At 30.0% G+C, this 26,010-nt stretch carries 26 protein-coding genes; all 26 read left to right on the forward strand.

Going from position 1 to position 26,010, the window contains the following annotated elements; all coding sequences use genetic code 11:
• Positions 1-46: 46 nt before the first annotated feature.
• The 26 genes from F3K33_RS06035 to rpoZ all read left to right on the forward strand — a co-directional run bounded on the left by F3K33_RS06035 (position 47) and on the right by rpoZ (position 26,009).
• Entirely contained in the window at positions 47-1,078 is a 1,032-nt protein-coding gene (locus tag F3K33_RS06035) for a type IV pilus twitching motility protein PilT (RefSeq protein WP_017210787.1), read from the forward strand.
• Positions 1,079-1,178: 100 nt separating this feature from the next.
• On the forward strand, positions 1,179-2,432 hold the full coding sequence (gene ftsA, locus F3K33_RS06040) for a cell division protein FtsA (RefSeq protein ID WP_017210786.1): 1,254 nt from the start codon (positions 1,179-1,181) through the stop codon (positions 2,430-2,432).
• Positions 2,433-2,446: 14 nt separating this feature from the next.
• Complete coding sequence (gene ftsZ / locus F3K33_RS06045) at positions 2,447-3,580, forward strand: cell division protein FtsZ (protein WP_039772319.1); 1,134 nt, start codon at positions 2,447-2,449, stop codon at positions 3,578-3,580.
• 847 nt (positions 3,581-4,427) lie between these two features.
• A complete protein-coding gene (locus F3K33_RS06050) occupies positions 4,428-5,270 on the forward strand; it encodes a sigma-E processing peptidase SpoIIGA (RefSeq protein WP_039772317.1) in 843 nt (280 codons plus the stop codon).
• Positions 5,245-5,952 (forward strand): RNA polymerase sporulation sigma factor SigE, encoded by a 708-nt coding sequence (gene sigE, locus F3K33_RS06055; RefSeq protein WP_011968460.1) that lies wholly within the window; start codon positions 5,245-5,247, stop codon positions 5,950-5,952. The genes F3K33_RS06050 and sigE overlap by 26 nt, the downstream gene beginning before the upstream one ends.
• An 82-nt stretch (positions 5,953-6,034) precedes the next feature.
• Positions 6,035-6,808: an RNA polymerase sporulation sigma factor SigG gene (sigG, locus tag F3K33_RS06060; RefSeq protein WP_011968461.1), complete on the forward strand. Its 774-nt coding sequence runs from the start codon at positions 6,035-6,037 to the stop codon at positions 6,806-6,808.
• Positions 6,809-6,848: 40 nt separating this feature from the next.
• Positions 6,849-7,118, forward strand: a complete 270-nt coding sequence (locus tag F3K33_RS06065; RefSeq protein WP_011968462.1) for a YlmC/YmxH family sporulation protein — start codon at positions 6,849-6,851, stop codon at positions 7,116-7,118.
• Positions 7,119-7,188: 70 nt separating this feature from the next.
• Positions 7,189-7,638 carry a transcriptional regulator NrdR gene (gene nrdR, locus F3K33_RS06070; RefSeq protein ID WP_011968463.1) on the forward strand — a complete coding sequence of 150 codons (450 nt, stop codon included), beginning with the start codon at positions 7,189-7,191 and terminating at the stop codon, positions 7,636-7,638.
• 264 nt (positions 7,639-7,902) lie between these two features.
• The gene (gene pgeF, locus F3K33_RS06075; RefSeq protein ID WP_039772314.1) at positions 7,903-8,643 is read left to right on the forward strand and encodes a peptidoglycan editing factor PgeF; all 741 of its coding nucleotides are present in this window, start codon (positions 7,903-7,905) and stop codon (positions 8,641-8,643) included.
• A 15-nt stretch (positions 8,644-8,658) separates the two neighbouring features.
• Positions 8,659-9,360, forward strand: a complete 702-nt coding sequence (locus F3K33_RS06080; protein ID WP_011968465.1) for a winged helix-turn-helix domain-containing protein — start codon at positions 8,659-8,661, stop codon at positions 9,358-9,360.
• Between the two features lie 2 nt (positions 9,361-9,362).
• Positions 9,363-11,069: a sensor histidine kinase gene (locus F3K33_RS06085; RefSeq protein ID WP_039772311.1), complete on the forward strand. Its 1,707-nt coding sequence runs from the start codon at positions 9,363-9,365 to the stop codon at positions 11,067-11,069.
• A gap of 202 nt (positions 11,070-11,271) precedes the next feature.
• Positions 11,272-12,180: a phosphate ABC transporter substrate-binding protein gene (locus tag F3K33_RS06090; protein WP_039772309.1), complete on the forward strand. Its 909-nt coding sequence runs from the start codon at positions 11,272-11,274 to the stop codon at positions 12,178-12,180.
• 23 nt (positions 12,181-12,203) lie between these two features.
• The gene (gene pstC / locus F3K33_RS06095) at positions 12,204-13,097 is read left to right on the forward strand and encodes a phosphate ABC transporter permease subunit PstC (protein ID WP_039772307.1); all 894 of its coding nucleotides are present in this window, start codon (positions 12,204-12,206) and stop codon (positions 13,095-13,097) included.
• Positions 13,097-13,981 carry a phosphate ABC transporter permease PstA gene (pstA, locus tag F3K33_RS06100; protein WP_011968469.1) on the forward strand — a complete coding sequence of 295 codons (885 nt, stop codon included), beginning with the start codon at positions 13,097-13,099 and terminating at the stop codon, positions 13,979-13,981. The genes pstC and pstA overlap by 1 nt, the downstream gene beginning before the upstream one ends.
• Before the next feature lie 9 nt (positions 13,982-13,990).
• Positions 13,991-14,740, forward strand: coding sequence for a phosphate ABC transporter ATP-binding protein PstB (gene pstB / locus F3K33_RS06105; protein ID WP_011968470.1), 750 nt, complete (start codon positions 13,991-13,993; stop codon positions 14,738-14,740).
• A gap of 18 nt (positions 14,741-14,758) precedes the next feature.
• Entirely contained in the window at positions 14,759-15,421 is a 663-nt protein-coding gene (phoU, locus tag F3K33_RS06110; protein WP_011968471.1) for a phosphate signaling complex protein PhoU, read from the forward strand.
• Between the two features lie 260 nt (positions 15,422-15,681).
• Positions 15,682-16,344 (forward strand): phosphate signaling complex protein PhoU, encoded by a 663-nt coding sequence (gene phoU / locus F3K33_RS06115; protein WP_039772305.1) that lies wholly within the window; start codon positions 15,682-15,684, stop codon positions 16,342-16,344.
• Positions 16,345-16,722: 378 nt separating this feature from the next.
• Complete coding sequence (locus tag F3K33_RS06120) at positions 16,723-18,057, forward strand: radical SAM protein (RefSeq protein WP_039772303.1); 1,335 nt, start codon at positions 16,723-16,725, stop codon at positions 18,055-18,057.
• A gap of 58 nt (positions 18,058-18,115) precedes the next feature.
• A complete protein-coding gene (gene der, locus F3K33_RS06125) occupies positions 18,116-19,432 on the forward strand; it encodes a ribosome biogenesis GTPase Der (protein ID WP_039772301.1) in 1,317 nt (438 codons plus the stop codon).
• 2 nt (positions 19,433-19,434) lie between these two features.
• Positions 19,435-20,427, forward strand: coding sequence for an NAD(P)H-dependent glycerol-3-phosphate dehydrogenase (locus F3K33_RS06130; RefSeq protein ID WP_039772299.1), 993 nt, complete (start codon positions 19,435-19,437; stop codon positions 20,425-20,427).
• 361 nt (positions 20,428-20,788) lie between these two features.
• Complete coding sequence (gene spoIVA, locus F3K33_RS06135) at positions 20,789-22,267, forward strand: stage IV sporulation protein A (RefSeq protein WP_011968476.1); 1,479 nt, start codon at positions 20,789-20,791, stop codon at positions 22,265-22,267.
• A 441-nt stretch (positions 22,268-22,708) separates the two neighbouring features.
• Entirely contained in the window at positions 22,709-23,134 is a 426-nt protein-coding gene (locus F3K33_RS06140) for a PBECR3 domain-containing polyvalent protein (protein WP_039772297.1), read from the forward strand.
• An 869-nt stretch (positions 23,135-24,003) separates the two neighbouring features.
• Positions 24,004-24,885 carry a YicC/YloC family endoribonuclease gene (locus F3K33_RS06145; protein WP_017210774.1) on the forward strand — a complete coding sequence of 294 codons (882 nt, stop codon included), beginning with the start codon at positions 24,004-24,006 and terminating at the stop codon, positions 24,883-24,885.
• 14 nt (positions 24,886-24,899) lie between these two features.
• Positions 24,900-25,172: an extracellular matrix/biofilm regulator RemA gene (gene remA, locus F3K33_RS06150; RefSeq protein WP_011968480.1), complete on the forward strand. Its 273-nt coding sequence runs from the start codon at positions 24,900-24,902 to the stop codon at positions 25,170-25,172.
• Positions 25,172-25,810 carry a guanylate kinase gene (gmk, locus tag F3K33_RS06155; protein ID WP_039772294.1) on the forward strand — a complete coding sequence of 213 codons (639 nt, stop codon included), beginning with the start codon at positions 25,172-25,174 and terminating at the stop codon, positions 25,808-25,810. The genes remA and gmk overlap by 1 nt, the downstream gene beginning before the upstream one ends.
• Positions 25,791-26,009 carry a DNA-directed RNA polymerase subunit omega gene (gene rpoZ, locus F3K33_RS06160; protein WP_011968482.1) on the forward strand — a complete coding sequence of 73 codons (219 nt, stop codon included), beginning with the start codon at positions 25,791-25,793 and terminating at the stop codon, positions 26,007-26,009. Before gmk ends, rpoZ begins: the two co-directional genes overlap by 20 nt.
• Position 26,010: the final 1 nt, after the last annotated feature.

Genomic DNA, 26,010 nt, shown 5'->3' on the forward strand with positions numbered 1-26,010 from the left:
TTTTATAAGATATACTTTTTAAAATTATGGATAGAGGAGAAAACTTATGGCTAAAATAGACAACTTATTAGATAGAATTGATCTAACTAGCGCATCAGATATTCACTTAACTTCAGAATTGCCACCAATGGTAAGAGTAGACGGTGATTTGGTTATCGCAGATGAAAATGCAGTACCACACGAAGTTGTTGGAGAATATATTAGAGATCTAATGCCAAGTAAATATGAAGAGTTTTTAGAAAATGGAGAAATAGATTTTAAATATAATAAGCCTGGTTTAGGAAACTTCAGAGTTAATGCATTTAAATGCAAAGGTAATTATGCTATATGTATGAGAGTTATAAAGGAAGCGATACCAAAGCTTAGGGATATATCAGATGCACCAGCTTTAAAGGATTTCACTGAATTACAAGATGGATTGGTTCTTGTTACTGGACCAACAGGATCAGGAAAAAGTACAACACTTGCTGCTATGGTAAATGAAATAAATATGACTAAAGAAAAGCATATAATTACATTAGAAGAACCAATAGAATATATCTATGAAACGAAGAAATCAATGGTAAATCAAAGGGAAGTTGGACAAGATACAAAAAGCTATGCAATGGGACTTAGAGCAGCATTAAGACAAGATCCAGATGTTATACTTCTTGGAGAGATGAGAGACCCTGAGACAATTGAAATAGCTTTAAGAGCTGCGCAAACAGGACATTTGGTTTTTTCTACTTTGCATAATATGGGAGCAGCAAATAGTATATATAGAATTATAAATTCTTTTGAATCTGGCCATCAAAATGAAGTGAAAATTCAACTATCATCATTGCTTAGGGGAGTTGTTTCACAAGTATTATTGCCAAATGCTTCAGGAAAGGGTAGAACTGCTGCAATGGAAATTATGGTATGTACCTCTAGTATAAAAAATCTTATAAGAGAAGGAAATTTTGAGCAGATTAACAGCTTTATTCAAATGGGCTCTAAATTTGGAATGCAGACTATTGAGATGGATTTGAAAAGATTAGTAAGTAATAATACTATATCGAGGGAAGAATATGAAAAATGGATACGAAATAATAAATAAAAAATAATAATTGCATAAATAAAAAAAGGAATTTGAGTAAATGTGTTGAATATATTGCAATTAGTAGATTTTTTTCTGCAGAGAAGGGAAAGATTTAATCATGCAACAAGAGATAATTACGTCCTTAGATTTTGGTACTCAAAAATTATCTGCTACTGTAGCGATTAGAGAGAAAGACGAACTTAAAATTTTAGGAGTTCAATCATGCAAATCAGCAGGTATAGAGAAAGGTTTGTTATTAGATATTGATAAATGCAGGGATGTTGCAGTAAGCTTATTAAAGGATTTAGAAAAAAAGACGACAGTAAAAAGTGAAAGAATATCCATTGGAATTTCTTCTAATAAAGTAAGAGTTACTGAAGTATCAACTGTAGTTAATATTCAAGAAAAAGTTACAAGTGCGGATATAAGAAAAGCGCTGAAAAATGCACAAAGAGATTTTATTTTAAGTGACGATGAAAGTATAGTAGATGTGCTTATCAATTTTTATATATTAGATAACAAAGTAATACGGAAAGATGTATTAAATTGGAAAGGAAGTAAACTTGAAATAAATCTTACATTAGTAATAGCAGCTAAAAGTGAAATAGAAAAATATTATGAACTTTTTAGAAAAACAGAGTATAATATTGGGTCTATAAAATTGAATATATTAGTAGGAAAGCAAGTGTTCTTGAATGAAAAAAATTCTATGGAAAGTATAGTGATTGCGGACATTGGAGCTGGGACTACTGATATAGCATTATTTACGGATGGAATTCCTAAAAGTATAAATTCTATTCCAATAGGTGGAAGAAATATAACTAAGGATTTAGCAATTTGTGGAAAGTTTTCGTTTTTAAAAGCAGATAATATGAAAAAGATTTACTCTAGTAATTATAAAGCTTTATATCTAGATAATTCGCTTGAAGAGGAAATTGAGGTAGGAACTACTAAAGTTTCCAGGAAATTATTCTATGAAGTGGTAAATGCTAGAATTGAAGAAATATTAAGCCATATCAATATAAAATTAAAAAATACTGGTCATTATGATAGAATTTGTAGTATAATTCTATATGGAGATGGAGTTAATTATTTTGAAGATATAGATGAAATCGTTCGTAAAATTTTCAAAATAAAAACTAAAGTTATAAGAAAAAATGATCTGGGAATAAAAAATTCAGAAAATATAACTTCTATGGCTATTGCTAAAGAAGTATATGATAGATTAAATTTATTAGAGGATGATAATATAATTCTAACTAATAAACATAATGATAATAAAGTAATTAATGAAAAAGAACATTTACACAATAATGAAGGTGAAAATCATATTCTAAAAAAAGTTAAAGTTTTTTTTGATAAGATTTTTTAAGGGGAGGAATTGTTTTGTTAGATTTTGAGACAGATATGCAAGAGTTAACCAATATAAAAGTTATTGGTTGCGGCGGCGGCGGAAGTAATGCCGTAAATAGAATGATAGTTGAAGGATTAAAAAATGTTGAATTTATTGCAATAAATACAGATAAGCAAGCACTTATGCTTTCTAATGCAGATCAAAAAATTCAAATAGGTGAAAAGCTAACTAAAGGACTAGGAGCTGGAGCTAATCCGGAAATAGGAAAGAAAGCAGCAGAAGAAAGCAGAGAAGAAATAACAGCTTCTATAAAGGGAGCAAATATGGTGTTTATTACTGCTGGTATGGGCGGCGGAACAGGAACAGGTGCTGCACCAATAGTAGCGGAAATTGCTAAATCTATGGAGATTTTAACTGTAGGAGTAGTAACTAAACCTTTCCCTTTTGAAGGTAAAAGAAGAATGAGACATGCTGAAATGGGGATAGCAACATTAAAAGAAAAAGTTGACACATTAGTTATAATCCCTAATGAAAGACTACTTAATATGGCTGATAAGAAAACAACGCTGTTGGATTCGTTTAAGTTAGCTGATGAAGTCTTAAGACAAGGTGTTCAAGCTATTTCAGACTTAATTACAATAACAGGTGTAATTAATGCTGACTTTGCAGATATAAAAGCAGTAATGCTTAATAAAGGACTAGCTCATATGGGAGTTGGTTTCGGTAAAGGTGATACTAGGACACAAGATGCTGTTAAACAAGCAATTTCATCTCCACTTTTAGAAACATCAATAGATGGAGCTACAGATGTTATTATAAACTTCACTGGAGGAGCAGACCTTGGAGCATTAGAAGTATATGATGCTGCGGATGTTGTTCGTGAGGCTGTAGATCCAGATGCTAATATAATCGTGGGAGCTGTTATAGATGAAACTCTTAATGAAGAAATTAGAATTACTGTTATAGCAACTGGATTTGAAAGTGAAAATAACAGATTATCATTAGGGTCTATAGTAGAAGAACCTAAAAAAGTTCAAGTTAAGGAAGTCGCAAAAGAACAGCAAGAAGTTGCAGTAGATGCAAAAGAACCAGAAATGACTTCTAACAATTATGAACAAGATGATTTAGACATACCTGTTTTCTTAAGAAGACAAAAGAGACATTAATAACGGAATTTATAATATTAAGAAATAAAGTTAAATAGAATGAAAATTTGTTTTAGAAGCTGAAAAACCTATTAAATAGTTTTTTAGTCTTTGATATACAAGTTTTCATTCTATTTTTTTTATTTTTTAGTATGTTGTATTTTTCTCAGAAACTTGTCATTTGTATCTTGCCACCTGTCACTAATGAAGACATTATCTTTAAATTATGATTAACATAATTTGTAATTCGTTTATTTATCTATGGATAAACAACTTAATAATTCTATTTACACTTTTCAATAAATACCATACTAGAAAGTAGAAACATTTTTATGCAGCAGGCATTGAAAATGAGCTGTTAAAAGCTCTTAAGTAGTGAACCCGAATCTTTGATTCGGTGTGAATCACTTACTCAGCGAACGTATGTGAGTCGAGTTTCCGCTAACGGTTGGTTCAACTAATGCTTGTCACAATGAAATTGGGAGCAAGCATTAGTGGTGCAACCTGCAATTTAGCACTTTCAGCGAAATTTTCATAGTCATGTGAAATAACAATGTTTCTACTTTCGGTTGATTAGTGCATAAGTCTACGTTATATATTGGTTATTTCTAAATTTAAATTACATAATTAAATTTAGAATAGAATGACTTAAAATTTATTCCACTTATTTTTAGCAAATTTATATAAGATAAAAGAATTTATTTTTACATATTAAGTTAGTTTTAAATATAAAAAAGAGTACAAAAAAATATAGTGTAAATAAATGTAAAAAGTTCAATTAAAAAAACAAAAAGATTTAATGTGATTGTGACAAATTTTTATGAGAAAGAAGTATATAATAAAATCCAGACAGACTGGAGGCGTTGAGATGGAAATTTATGTTGATACCTTGGTTTTGGAAAATTGCATAGTAAATTTCTTTTTGTTAACAGTAACTATGAAATGCATAAAGCATAAATGTAAGGTAATTGCGCTCTTAAGCTCCAGTTTATTGGGTGGAATTTATACATTGGTTTTAGTTATTCCACAGTTAAACATATTATCTTGTTTACCTATTGAATTAATTGTTGCGTTCATAATGATCAGAATAGTGTATGGAAAAACAAATATTCTTAATATGATCAAGATTCTTATTATATTTCTAATGATGACATTTACTTTAAGTGGAGTATGTTTTCTATTTTCATTAAAGCAAAATTTATATTTATTAGGAACTACATTCAAAATAGAGAAGTATTCAATTAAATATATTATGCTAGGAGTAATGATTATGTATATAATTTTTAGCAGACTTGTGGAATACATTAGAGACAAGCTGTTTGTAAGGAATTTTGTTTTTGAGATTGAATTCAATATAGAAGGCAAGCAATATAGTATTAAAAGCTTTTTAGATACTGGAAATGAGCTTAGAGAGCCAATTACAAATCTTCCATGTATTTTAATTGAAGAAAATCTAATAAGTGATGTGGATTTTAATAGTATCAATACATATCATGTGCTTTACAGTTCAATAGGATATGGAGGAAGTCTTAAAGGTATAAAAGTTAACAACATAAAAATAAGCAATAATTATCATCTATATGAAGAAGTCGATGCAATAATATGTCCATGTAAAGAAAAATTAAGTAAAGAATGCGAATTTAATGCCTTATTATCAAGGGGAATAGTCTATAAGGGGGATATTTATGGAAAAGTTAGTTCTGTTTTTTAATAAATTATTATGTAAGTTCAAGTTGTTTAGAAAAAAATTATATTATGTAGGAGGAAATGATGCTCTACCACCACCATTATCAAAAGATGAAGAAGAAGATTTGGTAAATAAATTAAATGGTGGAGATGAAAATATAAGAAGTACTTTAATTGAAAGAAATTTAAGATTGGTTGTTTATATAGCAAGAAAATTTGAAAACACAGGTGTATATGTAGAAGATTTAATATCAGTTGGTACCATTGGATTAATAAAAGCAGTAAATACTTTTAATCCAGAGAAAAAGATAAAGCTTGCAACTTATGCGTCTAGATGTATAGAAAATGAAATACTTATGTATTTAAGGAGAAATAGCAAGATAAAAGCTGAAATATCATTTTATGAACCTCTTAATATTGACTGGGATGGAAATGAACTTCTGTTATCAGATATATTAGGAACTGAAAACGATACTGTTTATAATTTGATAGAAGATGAAGTAGATAAGCAGTTATTAGTTATGGCATTAAAGAGCTTAAATGATAGAGAAAAAGAAATAGTAAGACTTAGATTTGGTTTAAATGGAACAAGAGAAAAAACTCAAAAAGAGGTCGCGGATATGCTTGGAATCTCACAATCTTACATTTCTAGATTAGAGAAAAAAATAATTAAAAGATTGAAAAAAGAAATAAGTAGAATGATTTAGCTTGTCTTCAAGTATAAAAGTATTGCCTATCGGAGATAATGTTTAATGCAATGGATTATTACTTTCGAAGGGGTGAATACTTGTGATAATTAACAAAGTAGAAATATGTGGCGTTAATACTTCAAAACTCCCTATACTTAAAGAAAAAGAAAAGAAGCAGCTTTTTTTACAAATGCAAGCTGGAGATAAGAACGCAAGAGAAACTTTTATAAAGGGAAATTTGAGATTAGTACTTAGTGTTATTCAACGGTTTAATAATAGAGGAGAAAATATCGATGACTTATTCCAAGTAGGCTGCATAGGCTTAATGAAATCAATAGATAATTTTGATTTGTCTCAAAATGTTAAATTTTCAACTTATGCAGTTCCTATGATAATTGGGGAAATTAGAAGATACCTAAGAGATAATAATTCTATTAGGGTAAGTAGATCTTTAAGGGATATAGCTTATAAAGCTCTTATTATGAGAGAAAAATTTATAAAAGACAATAATAAAGAGCCTACTATATCGCAAATTGCAAAAGAACTTGAATTGCCAAGAGAAGAAGTTGTATTTGCGTTAGATGCAATACAAGATCCTGTATCACTGTTTGAGCCAATTTATCATGATGGAGGAGATGCCATTTATGTAATGGATCAAATAAGTGATGCAAAAAATACAGATGAACATTGGCTTGAAAATATTTCAATAAAAGAAGCAATGAAAAAACTTACTGATAGAGAGAAGCTTATATTGAATTTAAGATTTTTCAATGGAAGAACTCAAATGGAAGTAGCAGATGAAATTGGAATTTCACAAGCACAAGTTTCAAGATTAGAAAAAACAGCACTAAAGCATATGAGAAAACACGTATAAGAATGAGAGTTTAATAATATTATAATGGTGGGGGATAATTATGGAACTTGAATTACATTCACTCAATGCTATGAGAAGTATGGAAGTTATAGATATATTAACAGGAACTAAAATCGGGTTTATAAAAGATTTTAAGATAGACTGCGATGAAAATAAAATAGTTGCGTTAATATTACCAGGAGAAATAAAATCATGGTTTGCAAAAGAAGATGAAAAAGAGATTTTGTGGAGCGATATAGTAAAAATAGGAACAGATGTTATATTGGTGAAGGCAAAAGATAAAGAAAAAGTAAATGCAAACAATGTATAGCCATATTTCAAAAATATAGTTATAATAAGTATAGGTTTTGATATACGAAAGCAAAGAGGTGAATGAAAGTATGAAATGTCCATTTTGCGGATTTGAAGAAAGTAAGGTTGTTGATTCAAGGTCAACGGATGACAATACAACAATTAGAAGAAGACGAGAATGTTTAAAATGTAATAAGCGTTATACTACATATGAAAAAATAGAGGATTTTCCAATCCTAGTAATTAAAAAAGATTTAACTAGAGAAAATTTCAACAAAGAAAAAATAATTAACGGATTAATTATTGCATGTCAAAAAAGACCCATATCTAGAAAGCAAATCGAAGAAATAGCATATGATATAGAAAAAACAATATCTAATAGTATGCTCACTGAAATCCCATCAAATGAAATAGGGGAAATGGTTATGGCTAGATTGAAAGAGTTAGATGAAATATCATATGTAAGATTCGCGTCAGTTTATAGACAATTTAAGGATATAGATACTTTCCTAGAAGAAATAAAAAATCTTAGAACATAATCACATAATTAAGGATGTTGAAAAGTTTTCAATGTCCTTTTTATAATGAAAAATGTTATATATAAGTTAAACTTCAGTTAATAAAGATGCCAAGCAGCTAATAAAATGTTAATATTAAGTAAAGAATTAAAATGAATTAAATGGAACAGGGATTTTATTCTTATAAAAAGTATCTAGCTGTATATAAGAAGATTTCATGGTGGCTTTGTGACTTTTATTTTCATATACATTATTAAAAAAGTATTAATTTATTGGAGGATTAGAGTGAATACATTAGAGTTGAAAGACTTAGAAATTAAAGATGATTTTACAATAATAAATGGTAAAAAATTTGAAATTATATTCACAAATGCAGAAAAAGGAAGAAGTTTTAATAGAAATACAGAAGAGGGAGTTAGAGAATTAAATTCATTAAAAAAAGAATTTAATGCAGATAATATAATATATATAAAGCAAATTCATAGTGATAGAATATTAAAATATGAAGGTAATGGGAAAGATATTATAGATGAAGAGGGAGATGCAATAATAACAAATGAAAAAAATGTTATTATTGGGGTTTTTACTGCTGATTGTGTACCGGTTATATTGGTAGATGAGGAAAAAGAGGTTAAAGCTGCGATACACAGTGGATGGAGAGGTACCTTCGAGTCTATTACATTGAAGACAATAGATAAAATGAAAAATGAATTTGGATCTGATGTAAGAAATATTAAGGCTTATATAGGACCGCATATTAGAAAATGTTGTTATGAAGTTTCAGAAGATTTAAAGCAGAAGTTTATTGAAAAGAAAGATACAATAAATGAAAAAGAGCTATTTAATGGAAATAATCTTAATCTTGAAGCGTGCATAATAGACGATCTAAGGAAATCTGGAATAAATGAGTGCAATATAAATAGTTTAGATTTGTGTACTTATTGTAGTAGTGATATTAAATTGCATTCATATAGAAAATCTCAGGGTTCCTATGGTAGAATGTTTTCTTTTATTATTTCACGTTAAGGGGGAAGATGAAATATGGCTAATGAAAAAATTTTGATTGTAGATGATGAAGAACATATAGTTGAATTATTACATTTTAATTTAGTTAATGCTGGGTATGAGGTTTTAAGTGCTAATAATGGTATTGATGCAGTGAAAATAGCTAAGGCTGAGAAGCCGAGCTTGTTATTGCTTGATTTAATGCTGCCAGGTATGGATGGATTTGATGTTTGTAAAGAAATAAAGAGAGATTCTGAAATGAAAAAAACATCAATAATAATGTTAACAGCTAAAGGCGAAGAACTTGATAAGATACTTGGGCTAGAACTTGGAGCTGACGATTATATAACAAAACCATTTTCGGTCAGGGAATTACTTGCAAGAGTAAAGGCAGTTTTAAGAAGAACAAGCTCATTTAATGAGGCAGAAGATGATGTTTATAATTCAGAAAATCTTAAAGTAGACTTTGAACGTCATGAGGTATATGTGAATGATAGAAAGGTTGATTTAACTTTAAAAGAATTTGAACTTTTACAAATATTAATAAAGAATAAAGGAAGAATACTCAAAAGGGAAACTCTATTAGATAAGATTTGGGGTTATGAGTATATAGGAGAAACAAGAACTGTAGATGTTCATATAAGATATCTTAGAAAGAAGATAGAAGAAGACGATAAAAATCCGAGATTTATTGAAACTATAAGAGGAGTAGGTTATAGATTTAACCCAGCTGAGTAAAAATGAAAAACAAAATATTAACTTCAGTTATTATAACTGTGCTATTTGCACTATTAATTGTAGCATCTTCTTTTATCACAATAATAAATTTAGAACAAATTAAAAATACAAAAGAACAACTTAGAAACATAAATTTGCTAGTTTCTGAACTTAATGATGTTACTGATATTAGTAGAAATGATTATGAAGAGTTAAAAGCATTAAATAATACGAAAATAAATGGTATAGACGTAAGATTTACCCTTATAAATGATAATGGAGTTGTCTTATATGATAATGAGCAGAAGAGTAGTGAAAATCATAGGGATAGAGAAGAAGTTAAGAAAGCAATGGAAACTGGTGAAGGGTATTCAAAGAGATACAGCGAGACAATTAAGTCAGACTTAATATATTATGCTACTAGGCTTAACAATAACTTTGTAATTAGAAGTTCTGTAAGCATAAATTCTGTTACTATAATACTTAAAGAAAATATTAAATATTGTTTTGGAATATTACTTGTGGTTATGCCATTTTCTTTATTTCTATCATTAAGACTAGTTAAAAAAATTATTGATCCAGTTAAAGAGTTAGAAAGTGTAACTTTGAAAATGACTCATGGGGACTATAAAATAAGAGCCAATATCAATACAAATGATGAACTTGGGACTTTGGGAAATAGCTTCAATAATATGGCGGAACAGTTACAAATAAAGATTCGTGAAGTTATAGATAATCAAAATAAAATAGAATCAATATTAAAAAGTATGGAAAGCGGAGTTATAGCTGTTGATAATTGCAATATGGTAATTTCAATTAATCCGTGTGCAGAATCTTTACTTGGCATTAAAAAAAATATTGTAGGCGAATGTTTATTAGACCATATAAAGGATTATGATATAATAAAATTCTTAGAACAAGATGATGTAAGTGATAAAGAAATAAAAATACGTCATCCAATAGAAAGGGATTTCAAAATTAAGAAATCGGCTATGGTAGATGGAATGGAAGGCGTAGGAAAGGTTATAACTTTTCAAGACATAACTGATATAAATAGAGTAGAACTTATGAGAAGCCAGTTTGTTGCCAATGTATCTCATGAATTGAAGACTCCGTTAACATCTATAAAGGGATTTGCTGAAACTTTAAAATTTGTTAAGGATGACGAAACAAGAGAGAAATTTTTAGATATTATAGATAAAGAAGCTGAACGATTATCAAGACTTATAAATGATATATTAGTGTTATCTAATATTGAAAGCAACTTAGCGGTTGATATGCATGAGTTCGAACCAGTGTCAGTAATTGAAGAAGTAATTAATATAATGAGAAAAACTGCTATTAATAAAAATATTAAATTAGAATTTAAAGATAATAGTAATGAGAAGATCTTTGGAGATAGAGATAAATTCCATCAACTAGCTTTGAATTTAATAGAAAATGCAATAAAATACTCTAAGGATACTTCCGGAAAAGTCGAAGTGTTAAGTTATAATGAAGATAAATATTATTGCTTAAGAGTAAAAGATAATGGAATAGGAATACCAAAGGAAGATATATCAAGAATCTTCGAACGATTTTATAGAGTTGATAAATCAAGAAAAAAAGGTGGAACAGGTCTTGGTTTAGCAATTGTAAAACATATTGTTAAAATTTTTAACGGAGAGATTTATGTTAAAAGTGAGCTTGGAGTAGGAACATGTTTTGAAGTAAAAATTCCATATTTATAACAGATAATGCGCAAAGTGGTAGAAACTTTGCGCATTTTTTAATTATTATCAAAGGTATGTTAAATTTTCTTAACATACCTCTAATATAACTTAACAATTCTCTAATAATAGATTAACTAAATGGGTATATTATAGGATATGTAATAAGAAACAATTTAACCAACATAATTTATGTCGAATTTATTGATGGAGGGAATTTATAATGAAAAAAAGAACTTTAAAGTTAGTCGTAGGGGCTTTGTTAGTGACAGTTATAGGAAGTGCAATGGTTGGGTGTGGAAACTCATCAAATAAATCAGAAACAGGTACAAAGACTGAATCAAGTGATAAAGTAAGTGGGTCTATAACAATGAGTGGTTCATCTGCATTGCTTCCACTAATGGAACAAGCAATTGAAACATATAATAAGGAAAATCCAGATGCACAAATTAGTGCTCAAGCAGGTGGATCAGGTACAGGTCTTACTCAAGTACTAGATGGATCAGTAGATGTAGGAAATTCAGATATTTTTGCAGAAGAAAAATTAGATAAAGATAAAGCAAGTCAGTTGGTTGATCATAAAGTTGTAGCAGAAGGTTTTGGTGTTGCGGTAAGCAAATCACTTGGAATAGATAATTTAACATCAGCTCAAATTAAAGATATATTCTCTGGAAAGGTAACTAACTGGAAAGAAGTTGGAGGACCTGATAAGCCAATATTATTAGTTCATAGAACAGCAGGTTCTGGAACAAGAGCAACATTCGAAAAGGTAATTCTTGGTGGAGATAAATCAGCAGAAAACGAATCATTAGGAGTAACTCAAGATTCAAATGGAGCAGTTTTAAGTGCAATGAAACAAAATGATGGTGCAATTAGTTATTTAGGTCTTGCATATATGAACACACAAGAAGCTAAGGATGCTATAAAAATAGTAAAACTTGACGGAGTTGCAGCTGAAAAAGCAAATATATCTGATGGATCATATAAGTTCTGGTCATGGGGACATATGTATACTAAAGGCGAAGCAACAGGAGTAGCTAAGAGTTTTATAGATTATGTTACAAATAAAGTTGATAAATCAGTTTTAGATAATTTAGGATTTGTTTCAGGAAGTGAAATGAAAGTAAAATAATTTCAATTAAGGGATGAGTAAAGATGGAAAAAAGAAGTTTTAAAGAAAGGCTTAAAAATGAGTATTTGGGCCAAGGCTTTGCAGGGCTATGTGCAATATTAATAATAGTGATAACAATATCAATCATAGTATTTATAGCTTCAAAAGGGATAAGAATATTCACAAAAGATGGATATAGTGTCACAGAATTTTTATTCACAAATAATTGGAAGCCAAACAAAGGTGGAGAGCCTTCCTTTGGAGCTCTCGCTTTCATCTTAGGGTCAACCTTAGTATCAATAGGTGCAGTAGTTATAAGTGCACCTATTGCTATTGCTTTGGCGATATTTGTGAATGTCATATCAAGCAAATTTGGGAAAAAGATAATTAAACCTTCATTAGAAGTATTAGTTGGAATACCTTCTGTTGTTTATGGTTGGGTCGGTATTTCTGTGTTAGTACCATTTATAAAAGGAAGTTTTGGAGGAATGGGATTTTCTTTAATCGCAGGGATTTTAGTTTTATCACTAATGATTTTACCAACTATAGCAACGTTATCTATAGATGCTATAAAAACAATACCTCAAGATCATATTGAGGCGTCATATGGCCTTGGAGCTACAAGGTGGCAGACGATTTATAGAATAATAGTTCCAGGCGCCAAATCAGGGATATTAACAGGTGTAGTACTTGGTATTGCAAGGGCTTTTGGAGAAGCGTTAGCAGTTCAAATGGTAATTGGTAACACTGTAAAGATACCTGATAGTATCACTTCCTCAATGGCAACATTAACAAGTATAATAACAATGGATATGGCTAATACTGTCGGCGGAACGCCATGGAATGATGCCTTATGGACATTAGCATTAATTTTACTTGTGATTTCTTTTATATTTATAGTTATAGTAAGAGTAATTGAGAAAAGGAGTACGGTATAATGAATGCAAAAAAAGTAGATAAAATTGCGACAGTTATATTTTATATAATAAGTATGTTCATAGTGGTTTTACTTGGTGCATTTATTTTATATATTTTATATAAAGGTGGAAGTATGTTAAAACCGTCATTCCTTTTTGGTAATCCAAAGCTTACAGGAGCAGGAGGAGGAATAGCACCGCAATTATTTAATTCATTTTATATGCTTGTTATTTCTTTGGTTATAACAATTCCTATTGGTGTTGGAGCGGGAATTTATTTGGCAGAGTATGCTAAAGAAGGACCTATTCTTAAATTTATAAGAATGTCCCTTGAAACAATGTCTTCACTTCCATCTATTGTTATTGGTATGTTTGGATTATTGGTTTTTGTAAATATGGCGGGATGGGGATATTCAATACTTGCAGGTGCTTTATCTGTGAGTATATTAAATATACCTTCAATGACTAGAATTTCAGAAAATGCAATAAATACAGCAAGTAAAAGGGTTAAGGAAGCATCTTTGGGGCTTGGAGCAACTAGATGGCAAACATTAGCGAAGCTTACAGTTCCGACAGCTATGGGAGAGATATTAACGGGTATAATACTAGCAGCAGGAAGAATTTTTGGTGAGGCAGCAGCATTTTTATATACTGCAGGATTAAGTTCTAAAAATTTAAATTTCAATACCATAAGTATGGCTGGGAACAGCTCAGCATTTTCACTTTTTAGACCAGCAGAAACTTTAGCTGTCCATATATGGAAGCTAAATTCAGAAGGCGCAGTGGTTGATGCTGCTCAAATAGCTAACGGAACAGCGGCTGTGCTTATAATAGCAGTTCTCTTATTCAATGTTTGTGCAAGGTTAATTGGAAATAGATTGATGAAAGCTTATAGTGGGAAGTAGGAGATAGTTATGAATATTATAGAAACAAAAGATTTATGCTTATATTATGGTGATAATCAGGCTCTTAAAGATATAAACATGTCCATAAATAAAAATGAAGTTACAGCACTCATTGGACCTTCAGGCTGCGGAAAATCAACTTTCCTAAGAACTTTAAATAGAATGAATGATTTGATTGAGATCGTAAAAATAACTGGGGAAGTGTTTTTTGAAGGTAAGGATATATATAAGGACTATGATGATATATATTTAAGGGAAAGAATCGGAATGGTATTCCAAAGACCAAATCCATTTCCAATGTCAATTTATGATAACATTGCGTATGGACCTAGAATACACGGCACAAAAAATAAGAAGATCTTAGATGAAATAGTAGAAAAAAGCTTAAGAGGAGCAGCGCTTTGGGACGAGACTAAAGATAGGCTAAAATCAAGTGCGCTTGGAATGTCAGGTGGGCAGCAACAAAGATTATGTATTGCTAGAACACTAGCGGTTTCTCCAGAAGTAATTTTGATGGATGAACCAACATCTGCATTAGATCCAATATCAACTGGAAAAATGGAAGAACTTATGGATGAATTAAAGAAGAAATATACAGTTATCATTGTAACTCATAATATGCAGCAAGCAGGAAGAATAGCTGATAAAACTGCATTCTTTTTAAATGGAGAAGTTATAGAGTTCGGAAAAACAGAAGACATATTTTATAATCCAAGAGATAAGAGAACAGAAGATTATATTACAGGTAGATTTGGCTAAAAGGGGGCAATGATAATTATGACAAGGGGATCGCAGGATACAAGAGTAAAGAATATAAATAGAGAGCTGCTAAAAATGTCTAGTCTAGTTGAAAAGCAAATATATGAGAGTTTGCTAAGTTTAAAAAAATATGATCTAGAAAAGGCTGAGCAAGTTATTAAGAATGATGATATTGTTGATGATATGCAAAAAATGATAGAAGAGGAATGTATCAAATTTATAGCAACTGAACAGCCGCTTGCAACAGATTTGAGGAGAGTATTTACAGCATCTAAAATAGTGACGGATTTAGAGAGAATGGCAGACTATGCAGTAGATATATGTAAGATAACAAAGAGGATTGGGAAAAAGATAAGCTCATTTGAAAAAGGTTCAGAAGAATTATGGGAGATGGACGATAAAGTTAGAGCTATGATAAGAGCTTCTGTAGATTCATATATTAACGAAGATGAGGAAATGGCATATAAGGTTTGCGAAAAGGATGATGAAATAGATGCATTCTATAAATCTTTATTCTCCACTTTGATTAACTCAATAAAAGTAGATGAAAAGCTGCTTCAGGAAGGAACTCAATTACTGTTTGCAATAAAATACCTAGAGAGAATAGGAGATCATGTAACCAATATATGTGAATGGACTATTTTTTCAAAAACAGGTTCCTATGTTGATTTAAATGAATAAGGTATAAGTATTATAAAGTGTCCTTAATTTATTGAGGACATTTTTATCATTTGGCTATGAATTTCTTGACTTAGGTATTATATTAATGTAATATGAAAAAAATAAATTGAAAGCATAAATGAAATATATCATATAATAAAATGATTCATAGTAGTTAATCGGAAATTTAATAAGAATCTAGTTAATGATTATTTTTTATATGTAACTAAGGTGTAATTAGGTGTAAACGATAAATTTAAGTATGAAGGGGCAATGGAAGAATGACAAGAGGATCACAAGATACTAAAGTAAAAAATATAAATAGACAACTAGTAATTATGGCAGACTTAGTAGAAAAGCAAATATATGAAAGTATGCTGTGTTTAAAGAATTGTGACGTAGAAGCAGTAGAAAAAATTATTAAGGCTGATGATAAAGTTGATGAATTGCAAAAAATAATTGAAGAACAGTGTATTAAATTTATTGCATCAGAGCAACCTCTGGCAACAGATTTGAGAAGAGTATTCACTGTTTCTAAAATAGTGACAGATTTAGAAAGAATAGCAGATTATGCAGTGGATATTTGCAAAATAACTAAAAGAATTGGCAAAAATGTTAATTCTCTTAAAAAGGTTTCAGAGGATTTATGGGATATGGAAAGAAAAGCAAGATATATGATAAAGGCATCTATAGATTCTCACGTTAATGATGATGATGAAATGGCATATAGAATTTGCAAAAAAGATGATGAGATAGATACTATATATAGATCCTTGTTTGCTTCTTTTATTAAAGCAATAAAAAAAGATGAAAGCTTACTTCAAGAAGGAACTCAATTGCTATTTGTAATAAAGTATTTGGAAAGAATAGGAGATCACGTAACTAATATATGTGAATGGACTATCTTTTCAAAAACAGGAGCTTATGTTGATCTAAATGAATAGTAGTATATAAATGTAGGAAAATGTTCTTTTTATTAAGAACATTTTTTATTCTCTAGGAAATTATATTGTTGGATAATCTGTGGATAACTTATAAGAAAGGCTGATTTAGAAGGCTGGCTTTTAAAAGAGAATAAAAAAGAAAATATATTCGCTTGCATAAAATGTTCTTATATGCAGCATAGCTGCCATTTCTGATGTGCAGATTTTTCTCACATGCGTTCGAAAAGGCAGATGCGTAAAAAATCTCCGGATCCACAGTCGCCTGCGATTTTGTTCTTTCAATTGTTTAAATATGTTTTAACAATATGAATTGTTGACTTAACTAAGGGTTTAATGTAATATAACAAAGATAAGAATGTTATAATAAGGGGTGAAAAAATGAAAAATATTATAACAAAAGTAACCTCTAATGGAATTGCAGAGGAAGTCGGGATAGAAGAAAATGATATCTTAGTATCTATAAACAATAAGGAAATAAATGATATCATAGATTATAAATTTTTATCTGCAGATGAAGAGATTGTTTTAGAGATAGAAAAACCTAGTGGTGAAATATGGGAAATTGAAATTGAAAAAGAGTATGGTGAAGACATAGGAATAGAATTTGGTGGAGGCATCATGGATAAGGCAAAATCATGCAGTAATAAATGTATATTTTGTTTTATTGATCAGCTGCCTAAGGGAATGAGAGAAACATTATACTTTAAAGATGATGATTCAAGATTGTCATTTTTACAAGGAAATTTCGTGACATTAACAAATATGAAAGATGAGGACATTGATAGGATAATAAAATATCATATAAGTCCAATTAATATTTCTGTACATACAACTAATCCAGATCTAAGGGTTGAAATGCTAAATAACAGATTTGCAGGCAATGTTCTTGAAAGAATGCAAAGGCTAGCGGATGCAGGTATTACAATGAATGCACAAATAGTTTGTGTTCCAGGAATAAATAATGGAAATGAACTTAAAAGAACAATTGAAGATTTATATAAACTTTATCCAGAAGTTTCAGATGTAGCAGTAGTTCCCATAGGTATCACAAAGTTTAGGCAAGGACTTAAGCATGTTAATACGTATACAAAGGAACAATCTATTGAGGAAATCAATAATATTAAAGAATTGCAAGATACATATATTAAAGAAACTGGTAAGCCATTTGTGAGATTATCTGATGAATTTTATTTAGTCGCAGATAAAGAAATTCCAAATCAGGAATTTTATGATGATTATCATCAAATAGAAGATGGTATAGGAATGGTTAGGTGTTTTAGAGATGCCATAGATAGCACTTTAGATGACTTGGATTTAAATATGAAGGGAAGCTTTTCTATAGTTACAGGAGAGCTGGCGTATAATGAATTGCTTGAAGCCAGCAATAAAATTAAATGTAAAAATCCTAAGATACAGCTTGATGTCTACAAAATAGTGAATCATTATTTTGGAGAAACTATTACTATAGCAGGACTTTTAACTGGAACTGATATAATAAATCAGATGAAGGGAATAATAAATAGTAAGTATTTAATAATGTCTAATAACATGTTTAGAAAAGGCTACGAATTATCTGATTCTAATGAGCAGATAATGCTGGATGATATTAAAATTAAAGATATTGAATCAGCTTTAGATGTCAAGGTAATAGTAGTTGACTACACAGGTGAAGATTTAATAGAAAAACTTAATGAGGCATATGAAGAAAAATAGACTAGCATGCTGGCTTGTTATTTTTGAATATGTCTAAATATAAAGAGGAGGAATTTTAATGGGTAAACCGATAGTTGCTATAGTTGGAAGACCGAATGTTGGAAAATCAACGTTATTTAATAAATTAGCAGGGAAAAGAATTTCAATAGTTCAAGATACACCAGGGGTTACAAGGGATAGGGTGTATGCAGAGGCTGAATGGCTGAGATATAATTTTACTATGATAGATACAGGTGGTATTGAACCAGAGAATAATGATATTATTATAAAACAAATGAGAAGACAAGCAAATATTGCAATTGAGACAGCTGACGTAATAATATTTATAGTTGATGGTAAAGAAGGATTAACTGCTGCAGATAATGAAGTGGCTACTATGCTTAGAAAGAGCAAAAAACCAGTAGTTTTAGTTGTTAATAAAGTTGACAATTTAAAAGATGAAAATAATGCGTATGAATTTTATAATTTAGGAATAGGCGATCCTATGGCAATATCAGCAGGACAAGGATTAGGACTTGGTGATATGCTTGATGAGGTAGTTAAGCATTTTGATAAATCTATTTATGATGAAGAAGAGGATGAATATATCAGAATAGCTATGATTGGTAAACCTAATGTAGGAAAGTCTTCTTTAATTAATAAATTACTTGGAGAAGAAAGAGTAATAGTTTCTGATATTCCAGGAACTACAAGAGATTCAATAGATAGTCATTTAGAAACAGAGGAAGGTAAATTTATTTTAGTTGATACGGCTGGTCTTAGAAGAAAGAGCAAGGTAAAAGAAGAAATTGAGAGATATAGTGTTATAAGAACTTACGCTGCAATAGAAAGAGCGGACGTGTGTATACTTATGATTGATGCAACAGAAGGAATTACAGAACAAGATGAAAAAATAATAGGTTATGCTCATGAATTGAGAAAGGCTATTATGGTTATTGTTAATAAGTGGGATTTGGTTGAAAAAGATGATAAAACTTTAGATAAATTTAAAAAGGATCTTCAATCAAATTTAAAGTTCTTAAGTTATGCTGAATACTTATTCATCTCTGCACTAACAGGACAAAGAACTAATAAAGTGCTTAAGTTAGCAAGATATTGCTATGATAATTACAATAAGAGAATTTCAACAGGTATATTAAATGATGTCATAAGTAAAGCTGTACTAATGAAGGAACCACCTATCGTTGGAATTAAGAGAATGAAAATCTACTATGCAACTCAAGTTGCAACTAAACCGCCTAAATTTGTGTTCTTCATAAATGATGAAAGTGCAAGACACTTCTCATATGAAAGGTATTTGGAAAATCAATTAAGAGATAGTTTTGATTTCAAAGGAACTGGAATACAAATTGAATACAGACAAAGAAAGGAATAGTTATGAGTAAAATTACTTTTTTAGGAGGAGGAAGCTTTGGAAGTGCCTTAGCTGTTTTACTTGCAGAAAAAAATAATGTTGTTAATATATACGATAGAGATAAGAATGTTGTTAATGAAATAAACATTAAGAGAACAAACGAAAAGTATATGAAAGATTTTGCAATTCCTAAAGGAGTAACTGCATTTAATAGTATTGAAGAAGCAATAGATGGTGCTGATTATATAGTTTTATCAGTACCTTCCCATGTAATTAGAAGTATGTGTATAGCTATTAAAGGGAAAATTCCTAAAGATATTCCAATAATATCTATTGCAAAAGGTATTGAGGAAGACACAGATAAAAGATTATCGGTTGTAATTGAAGAAGAATTAGATAATCCAGTTGTAGTTTTATCAGGACCAAGTCATGCGGAAGAAGTTGTGATGAGAATACCAACTACAATAGTTAGTACATCTAAAGAAATGAAATTTGCTACTGATGTTCAAGATTTATTTATGACACCATATTTTAGAGTCTATACTAATGACGATATAATAGGAGTAGAAGTTGGTGGCGCTGTAAAGAATGTAATTGCGTTAGCTGCAGGAGTTATAGATGGTCTTGGGTATGGAGATAATACAAAAGCTGCACTACTAACTAGGGGGATGAAGGAAATTTCTAGAGTTGGAATAGCACTTGGTGGAAGAGCAGAAACTTTTTACGGCTTAACTGGTATGGGGGATTTAATAGTTACCTGTACATCTATGCATTCTAGAAATAGAAGAGCTGGTTTACTAATAGGTAAAGGTATGTCTCTTGAAGACGCTTTAAAAGAAGTTGGAATGGTTGTTGAAGGAGTAAAAGCTTGTAGAGCATTTTATCAACTGAAGGAAAGAATAGGTATATCAATGCCTATAACAGATGGACTCTATAAAGGATTATTTGAAGGAAAGAATGCCAAGTCTATTGTTGATGAACTCATGAATAGAGACAAAAAGAGTGAATTATTTTAATATTTATAGTATTGTAATATGAGTATACTTTAGGGATTTATATTTAAGTTATTTGTACCAGCTATATAAAAAAGATTGATTTTTTATATAGCTGGTTTTGTATTTTCAAATGTTAGTAAATTGTAGTCTAATTAAATTCCTCAATAGGTTGTGTGAAAAGTTCTTAGGCTACTATTTTTTTATTCTTTTTCAATTATGCCTAATGTTAATGTTTAATTTTAAAGATAGGAATTTTAATAATATTTTAATCATATATTTAGTGATTAGAATTGTGTTAAAATTTTTTATTTATTATATTTGTATATTTTAAATAAAGCATGAATATATATATATTGGAAAAAAGAATATGGGAGGGAAAAATGTGGACAATTTTAACATATACAAAGATATAGCCGATAGAACCCAAGGGGACATATATGTAGGAGTCGTAGGACCAGTTAGGACAGGGAAATCTACATTTATCAAAAAGTTCATGGATCTTATGGTAATACCTAAAATTGATAATACTTATAAAAAGGAAAGAGCAAAAGATGAGTTACCACAGAGTGGCTCAGGAAAAAATATTCACACAACAGAACCTAAATTTGTACCTAATGAAGCAGTAGAAATAAATTTAGGGGATGAAATAAAATTTAAAGTAAGGATGGTTGACTGCGTAGGATATATTGTAAAAGGAGCATTAGGATATCTAGATGGTGAAGAAACTAAAATGGTTCATACACCATGGTATGATTACGAAATACCTTTTGAGGATGCAGCAGAAATTGGGACAAGAAAAGTTATAAAAGACCATTCAACAATAGGATTAGTAATTACAACTGATGGAAGTATAACTGGAATAGATAGAAATGACTATGTAGAACCAGAAGAAAGAGTAATATATGAATTACAGTCACTAAATAAACCGTTTATTGTAGTTCTTAATACTAATAAACCTAATTCTCAAGAAACTAAGGCATTGAAAAAAGAATTAGAAGATAAATATAATGTAACTGTTCAAGTTATGGATGTTTATAATATGGAAGAACAAGATATCGAAGATTTATTTAAACACGTACTTAAGGAATTCCCTGTAAAAGAAATAAATATTGATATGCCTGAATGGTTAGAAAAATTGGAATGTAACCATTGGCTAAAAAAAGACTTTTTCAACATAATTATGAACATGAGTCAAGATGTCTCTAAGGTAAGAGACATAAAATACTGCTTAAATGATTTTGAAAATGAAGACTTTATGGGAAAAGCAACCATAAATGAAGTTGATTTAGGTAGTGGAACAGCAAAAATATCTATGAAACCTAAGGATGGAATTTTCTATAAGGTTCTTAGTGAGATATGTAATTTAGAAGTTGGTTCAGAAAGTGACTTACTAAGCATAATAAATGACCTAAGTCATGCAAAATGTGAATATGATAAGGTTAAAGATGCATTAGAAGATGTAAGAGAGAGTGGTTATGGATTGGTTGCACCACAACTTTCAGAAATGAAGTTTGAGGAACCTGAAATAGTTAAGCAAGGCAATAAATATGGTGTTAAATTAAAGGCAAGTGCTCCAAGCTTACATCTTATAAAGTGTGACATCAAAACTGAGATAAGCCCTATAATGGGATCAGAAAAAGAATCTGAAGAACTAGTAAAAGGCCTTCTAGAACAATTTGAAACAGATCCAGCCCTTCTTTGGCAAAGTAATATGTTTGGAAAATCTTTAGAAGTGTTAGTAAAAGAAGGATTACAAAATAAGCTATATAAAATGCCAGAAGATGTTCAAGTTAAGATTCAAAAAACTTTGCAGAAAATTATTAATGAAGGTAATGGTGGATTAATCTGTATAATACTTTAAAAAATCTGATATAAAGATTTTTATAATTTAATCCTAACAAAGTGTTGATTTTATATTGTAGTTAAGTAAATTAGTTATATTAGTGATACTACATATTAGGCATAATCAAGAGAATAACGAATGCATATGCCAAACCTATTTTCAAGTACATGGGGGGCTCGCCTCACTGCAATCTATGAGCAAGTGATTCACACCTCAACCATAGGTTTGGCTTCCTAGCTCACGGAGGCAGAGAACCAAAATAGGCTAGATATAAGAGGAATCTGCTTCCATGCCTAATGAAAATAATCATGGTATCTTGGGTTCGTTTTTCTCGTATATGCCTTATGTATTGTAAAGTAATAAAATCAACACTTTTTTTACCATGATTTTTTATTTAAGTGGTGGAAAAATACATACTACTGGGATATAATAAAAGAAAGGATATAAATGAGGGGTATTATGAAAAGAGAGTATAAAGCTTATAAGAAAGTTGGTAAAATTAAAATCTCTATAAGTGAGCTCTTAGAGCTTGATTTACCTAGAATAGTTTATGCCTCTCCAGGTGTTGTAAGCCATATAAAAAAAAGACATGGTAGGCAATTCACAAAAAAAATCAAGGATAATATAATAGATACTATAGAAAAAGTGATTAAAGATCCACAATATGTTGGTGTGAATTATAAGAGAGCAGTTGGTGACTCTCTTGAATTAGTTAAGAAGGTTGATAATATTATCTTACTTTTAGGGTTGGAAGTTGATTTAGAAGAGCAATATATATATGTCGCAACTATGTATCCAATAACATTATCAAAAATGAATGCTAGAATATATAGGGGAAGATTAATAAAAGTTGAAGATAGTGAATTAAAAGAAAATATATTATAATTAATTTTGAAATAAATTTTGTTTTTTGAGGTGAGAAAAGGCTCCTCACGCGCTAGTCTTAGTAATCAGAGATGCAGGATACGCCGACCTGCCAAAAAATAAATTATATTAGAGAGATTACTTAACAATGGTTTAATAAATAGTTGTTAAGTAATCTTTTGCTATTTAAATAGATAAAACAACTATAATCTATACTTATGGGTATAGTTCACCGAAATGAATAATATACTTTTGTTCCAGTTTCTAGGCAGCAGGTTGTATCCACTTTAGCATGCTCCAACTTTCCGAGGGAAGCTCGACTCATTACATTCGCTGAGGAAGTTCGAGAACCCAAAATAAAATTTTGGACTCTCACTTCACAAGCTAAAATGGAACAACCAATAGCGGAAACTCGACTCACATTCGTTCACTGAGTAAGCGATTCTCACCAAATCAAAGATTTGTATTCTCTGCTTAAGAACCTTTAACAGCTCATTTTCAAATGTTTTCTCCATATTATGACCCTTGTGGTTACAAATATATTTATGATTTCTAGTGAAGATATGAGCTTAAAGTTTTAGTAACTTTGTAAATATGTTCATCTAATAAGTCTAATTCTTAAATTGTTTATCTATAGATAAACCATCTAAGATCTGAAATTATACATATAGATCTGAGAAATAAGAAATATCATTTTGTTCCAGTTACGAAGAAAATTTCACCTTTAACTTGTCACTAATTTCTAGTAAATATATGAATTTGAAGATTTATCAAATTTGCAAATATAAATGTTAACAATTTGTGAACAGAATGTTGACATAGAAATTTATTATGATTATACTTAGTAAAGCAAACTCCAAATTGTTTAAAAGTTAAAAGGAGGTGTACAGTTGATAAAAAGTATGACTAGCTTTGGAAGGGCTCAAAGCGAAGATGGAAGAAAGTCAAGTTTCTCTATAGAGATGAAGAGCGTAAATCATAGATATTTAGATATAAACATAAGAATGCCTAGAACGATGTTGGCTTTAGAAGAGAAGATAAGAAAGATAATTAGTAAAAGACTAAATAGAGGTAAAGTTGATGTTTTTATTAATTATAAAGCCTATGGAAATAACATTGGAAAAGCAAATCTAAATATGAAGTTAGCTGAAGAGTATTATAAATGTTTAAAACAAATCCAAAGTGAATTGAATGTTATTGATGATATATCTACAACTAAAATAGCTAAATTTCCTGATGTTATTACATTGGAAGAGTTGGATGATGATTTAGATGATATTTTTAGTGAGATATCGCCTCTGATTGAATCGGCTCTAGATTTAATGAATGATATGAGATGCAAAGAGGGCGAAAAATTAAAAGTTGATATTTTATCAAAAATTGAGATTATAGAGAATTATGTTGAAGAAATAGAAAAGGTAGCTGACAGTATTCCAAAGAATTACAAGAAGAAACTTGAAGAAAGATTGGAAGAATTATTATCTGGTGTTGATATAGATGAAAGCAGGATAGCATTAGAAGTGGCTATTCTTTCAGATAAGGCAGCAGTAGATGAAGAAATAACAAGACTCAGAAGTCATTTAAGCCAAATGAAAAGTACGTTAGATTTAGATGAACCTATTGGAAGAAAATTAGATTTCATAATTCAAGAAATGAATAGAGAAGCTAATACTATAGCATCTAAATCAACAGAAATAAATATGACTAACAAAGTAATAGAGATAAAAAATACCATTGAAAAAATAAGAGAACAAGTTCAAAACATTGAATAATTAGGAGGTAAAAAATGGGAATAAAGTTAATAAACATAGGCTTTGGGAATATAGTCTCTGCTAATAGATTAGTTGCAATTGTGAGTCCTGAATCAGCACCTATTAAAAGAATTATTCAAGAAGCAAGAGATAGAGGTATGCTAATAGATGCTACTTATGGAAGAAGAACTAGAGCTGTAATAATAACAGATAGCGATCATGTTATTTTATCAGCAGTTCAACCTGAAACAGTAGCTCATAGATTATCTACAAAAGATGATATGGCAGTTGATGAGGATGATGAATAATGATTACTAAAGGGAGAGGTCTATTAATAGTTATATCAGGACCATCTGGTGCTGGAAAAGGTACTATATGTAAAAGATTTATGGAGAAAAATAAGGATGTAATGTTGTCTGTATCAGCAACTACAAGATCTCCAAGAGTTGGAGAAGTAGAAGGTATTAATTACTTTTTTATGTCCAAAGAGCAGTTTGTAGAGAAGATAGAAAGCAATGATTTCTTAGAATATGCAGAAGTGTATGATAATTACTATGGCACACCTAAATCTAACGTTGAAGAAATGTTACAAAGTGGGAATGATGTTATTCTAGAAATAGATATACAAGGTGCATTAAAAGTTAAAGAAAACACAAGAGAAGGAGTTTTTGTATTCATCCTTCCACCATCTATGGAAGAGTTAAAACAAAGAATCATTAACAGGGGCAGTGAAACCAACGAATCTCTAATGAAGAGATTTAAATCAGCTTATAAGGAAATTAATTTTATTTCAAAATATAATTATGCAGTAGTAAATGATAAAGTAGAGATAGCTGTAGAAAAATTAGAAGCTATAATATCTGCTGAAAAATGCAGAGTAGATAGAATAAAAGATAGTATATTAGATTCAAAGGAGGGAATTATTCATGAACAACTCTATGATTAGTCCATCAGTAGTAGACTTATTAGAAAAGATACATGACAGATATTCTTTAGTAATTTTAACATCAAAAAGGGCTAGACAAATAATAGAAGGTGCAGAACCTCAGATTTCAATAAAATCAAATAAACCTTTAACAATTGCAATAAATGAAGTAGATCAAGATGCAGTTGAATTTGAAATTTTAGAAGAAGGTCTTAAATAAG

The organism is Clostridium beijerinckii, assembly GCF_008705175.1.
Taxonomy (GTDB): domain Bacteria; phylum Bacillota; class Clostridia; order Clostridiales; family Clostridiaceae; genus Clostridium; species Clostridium beijerinckii.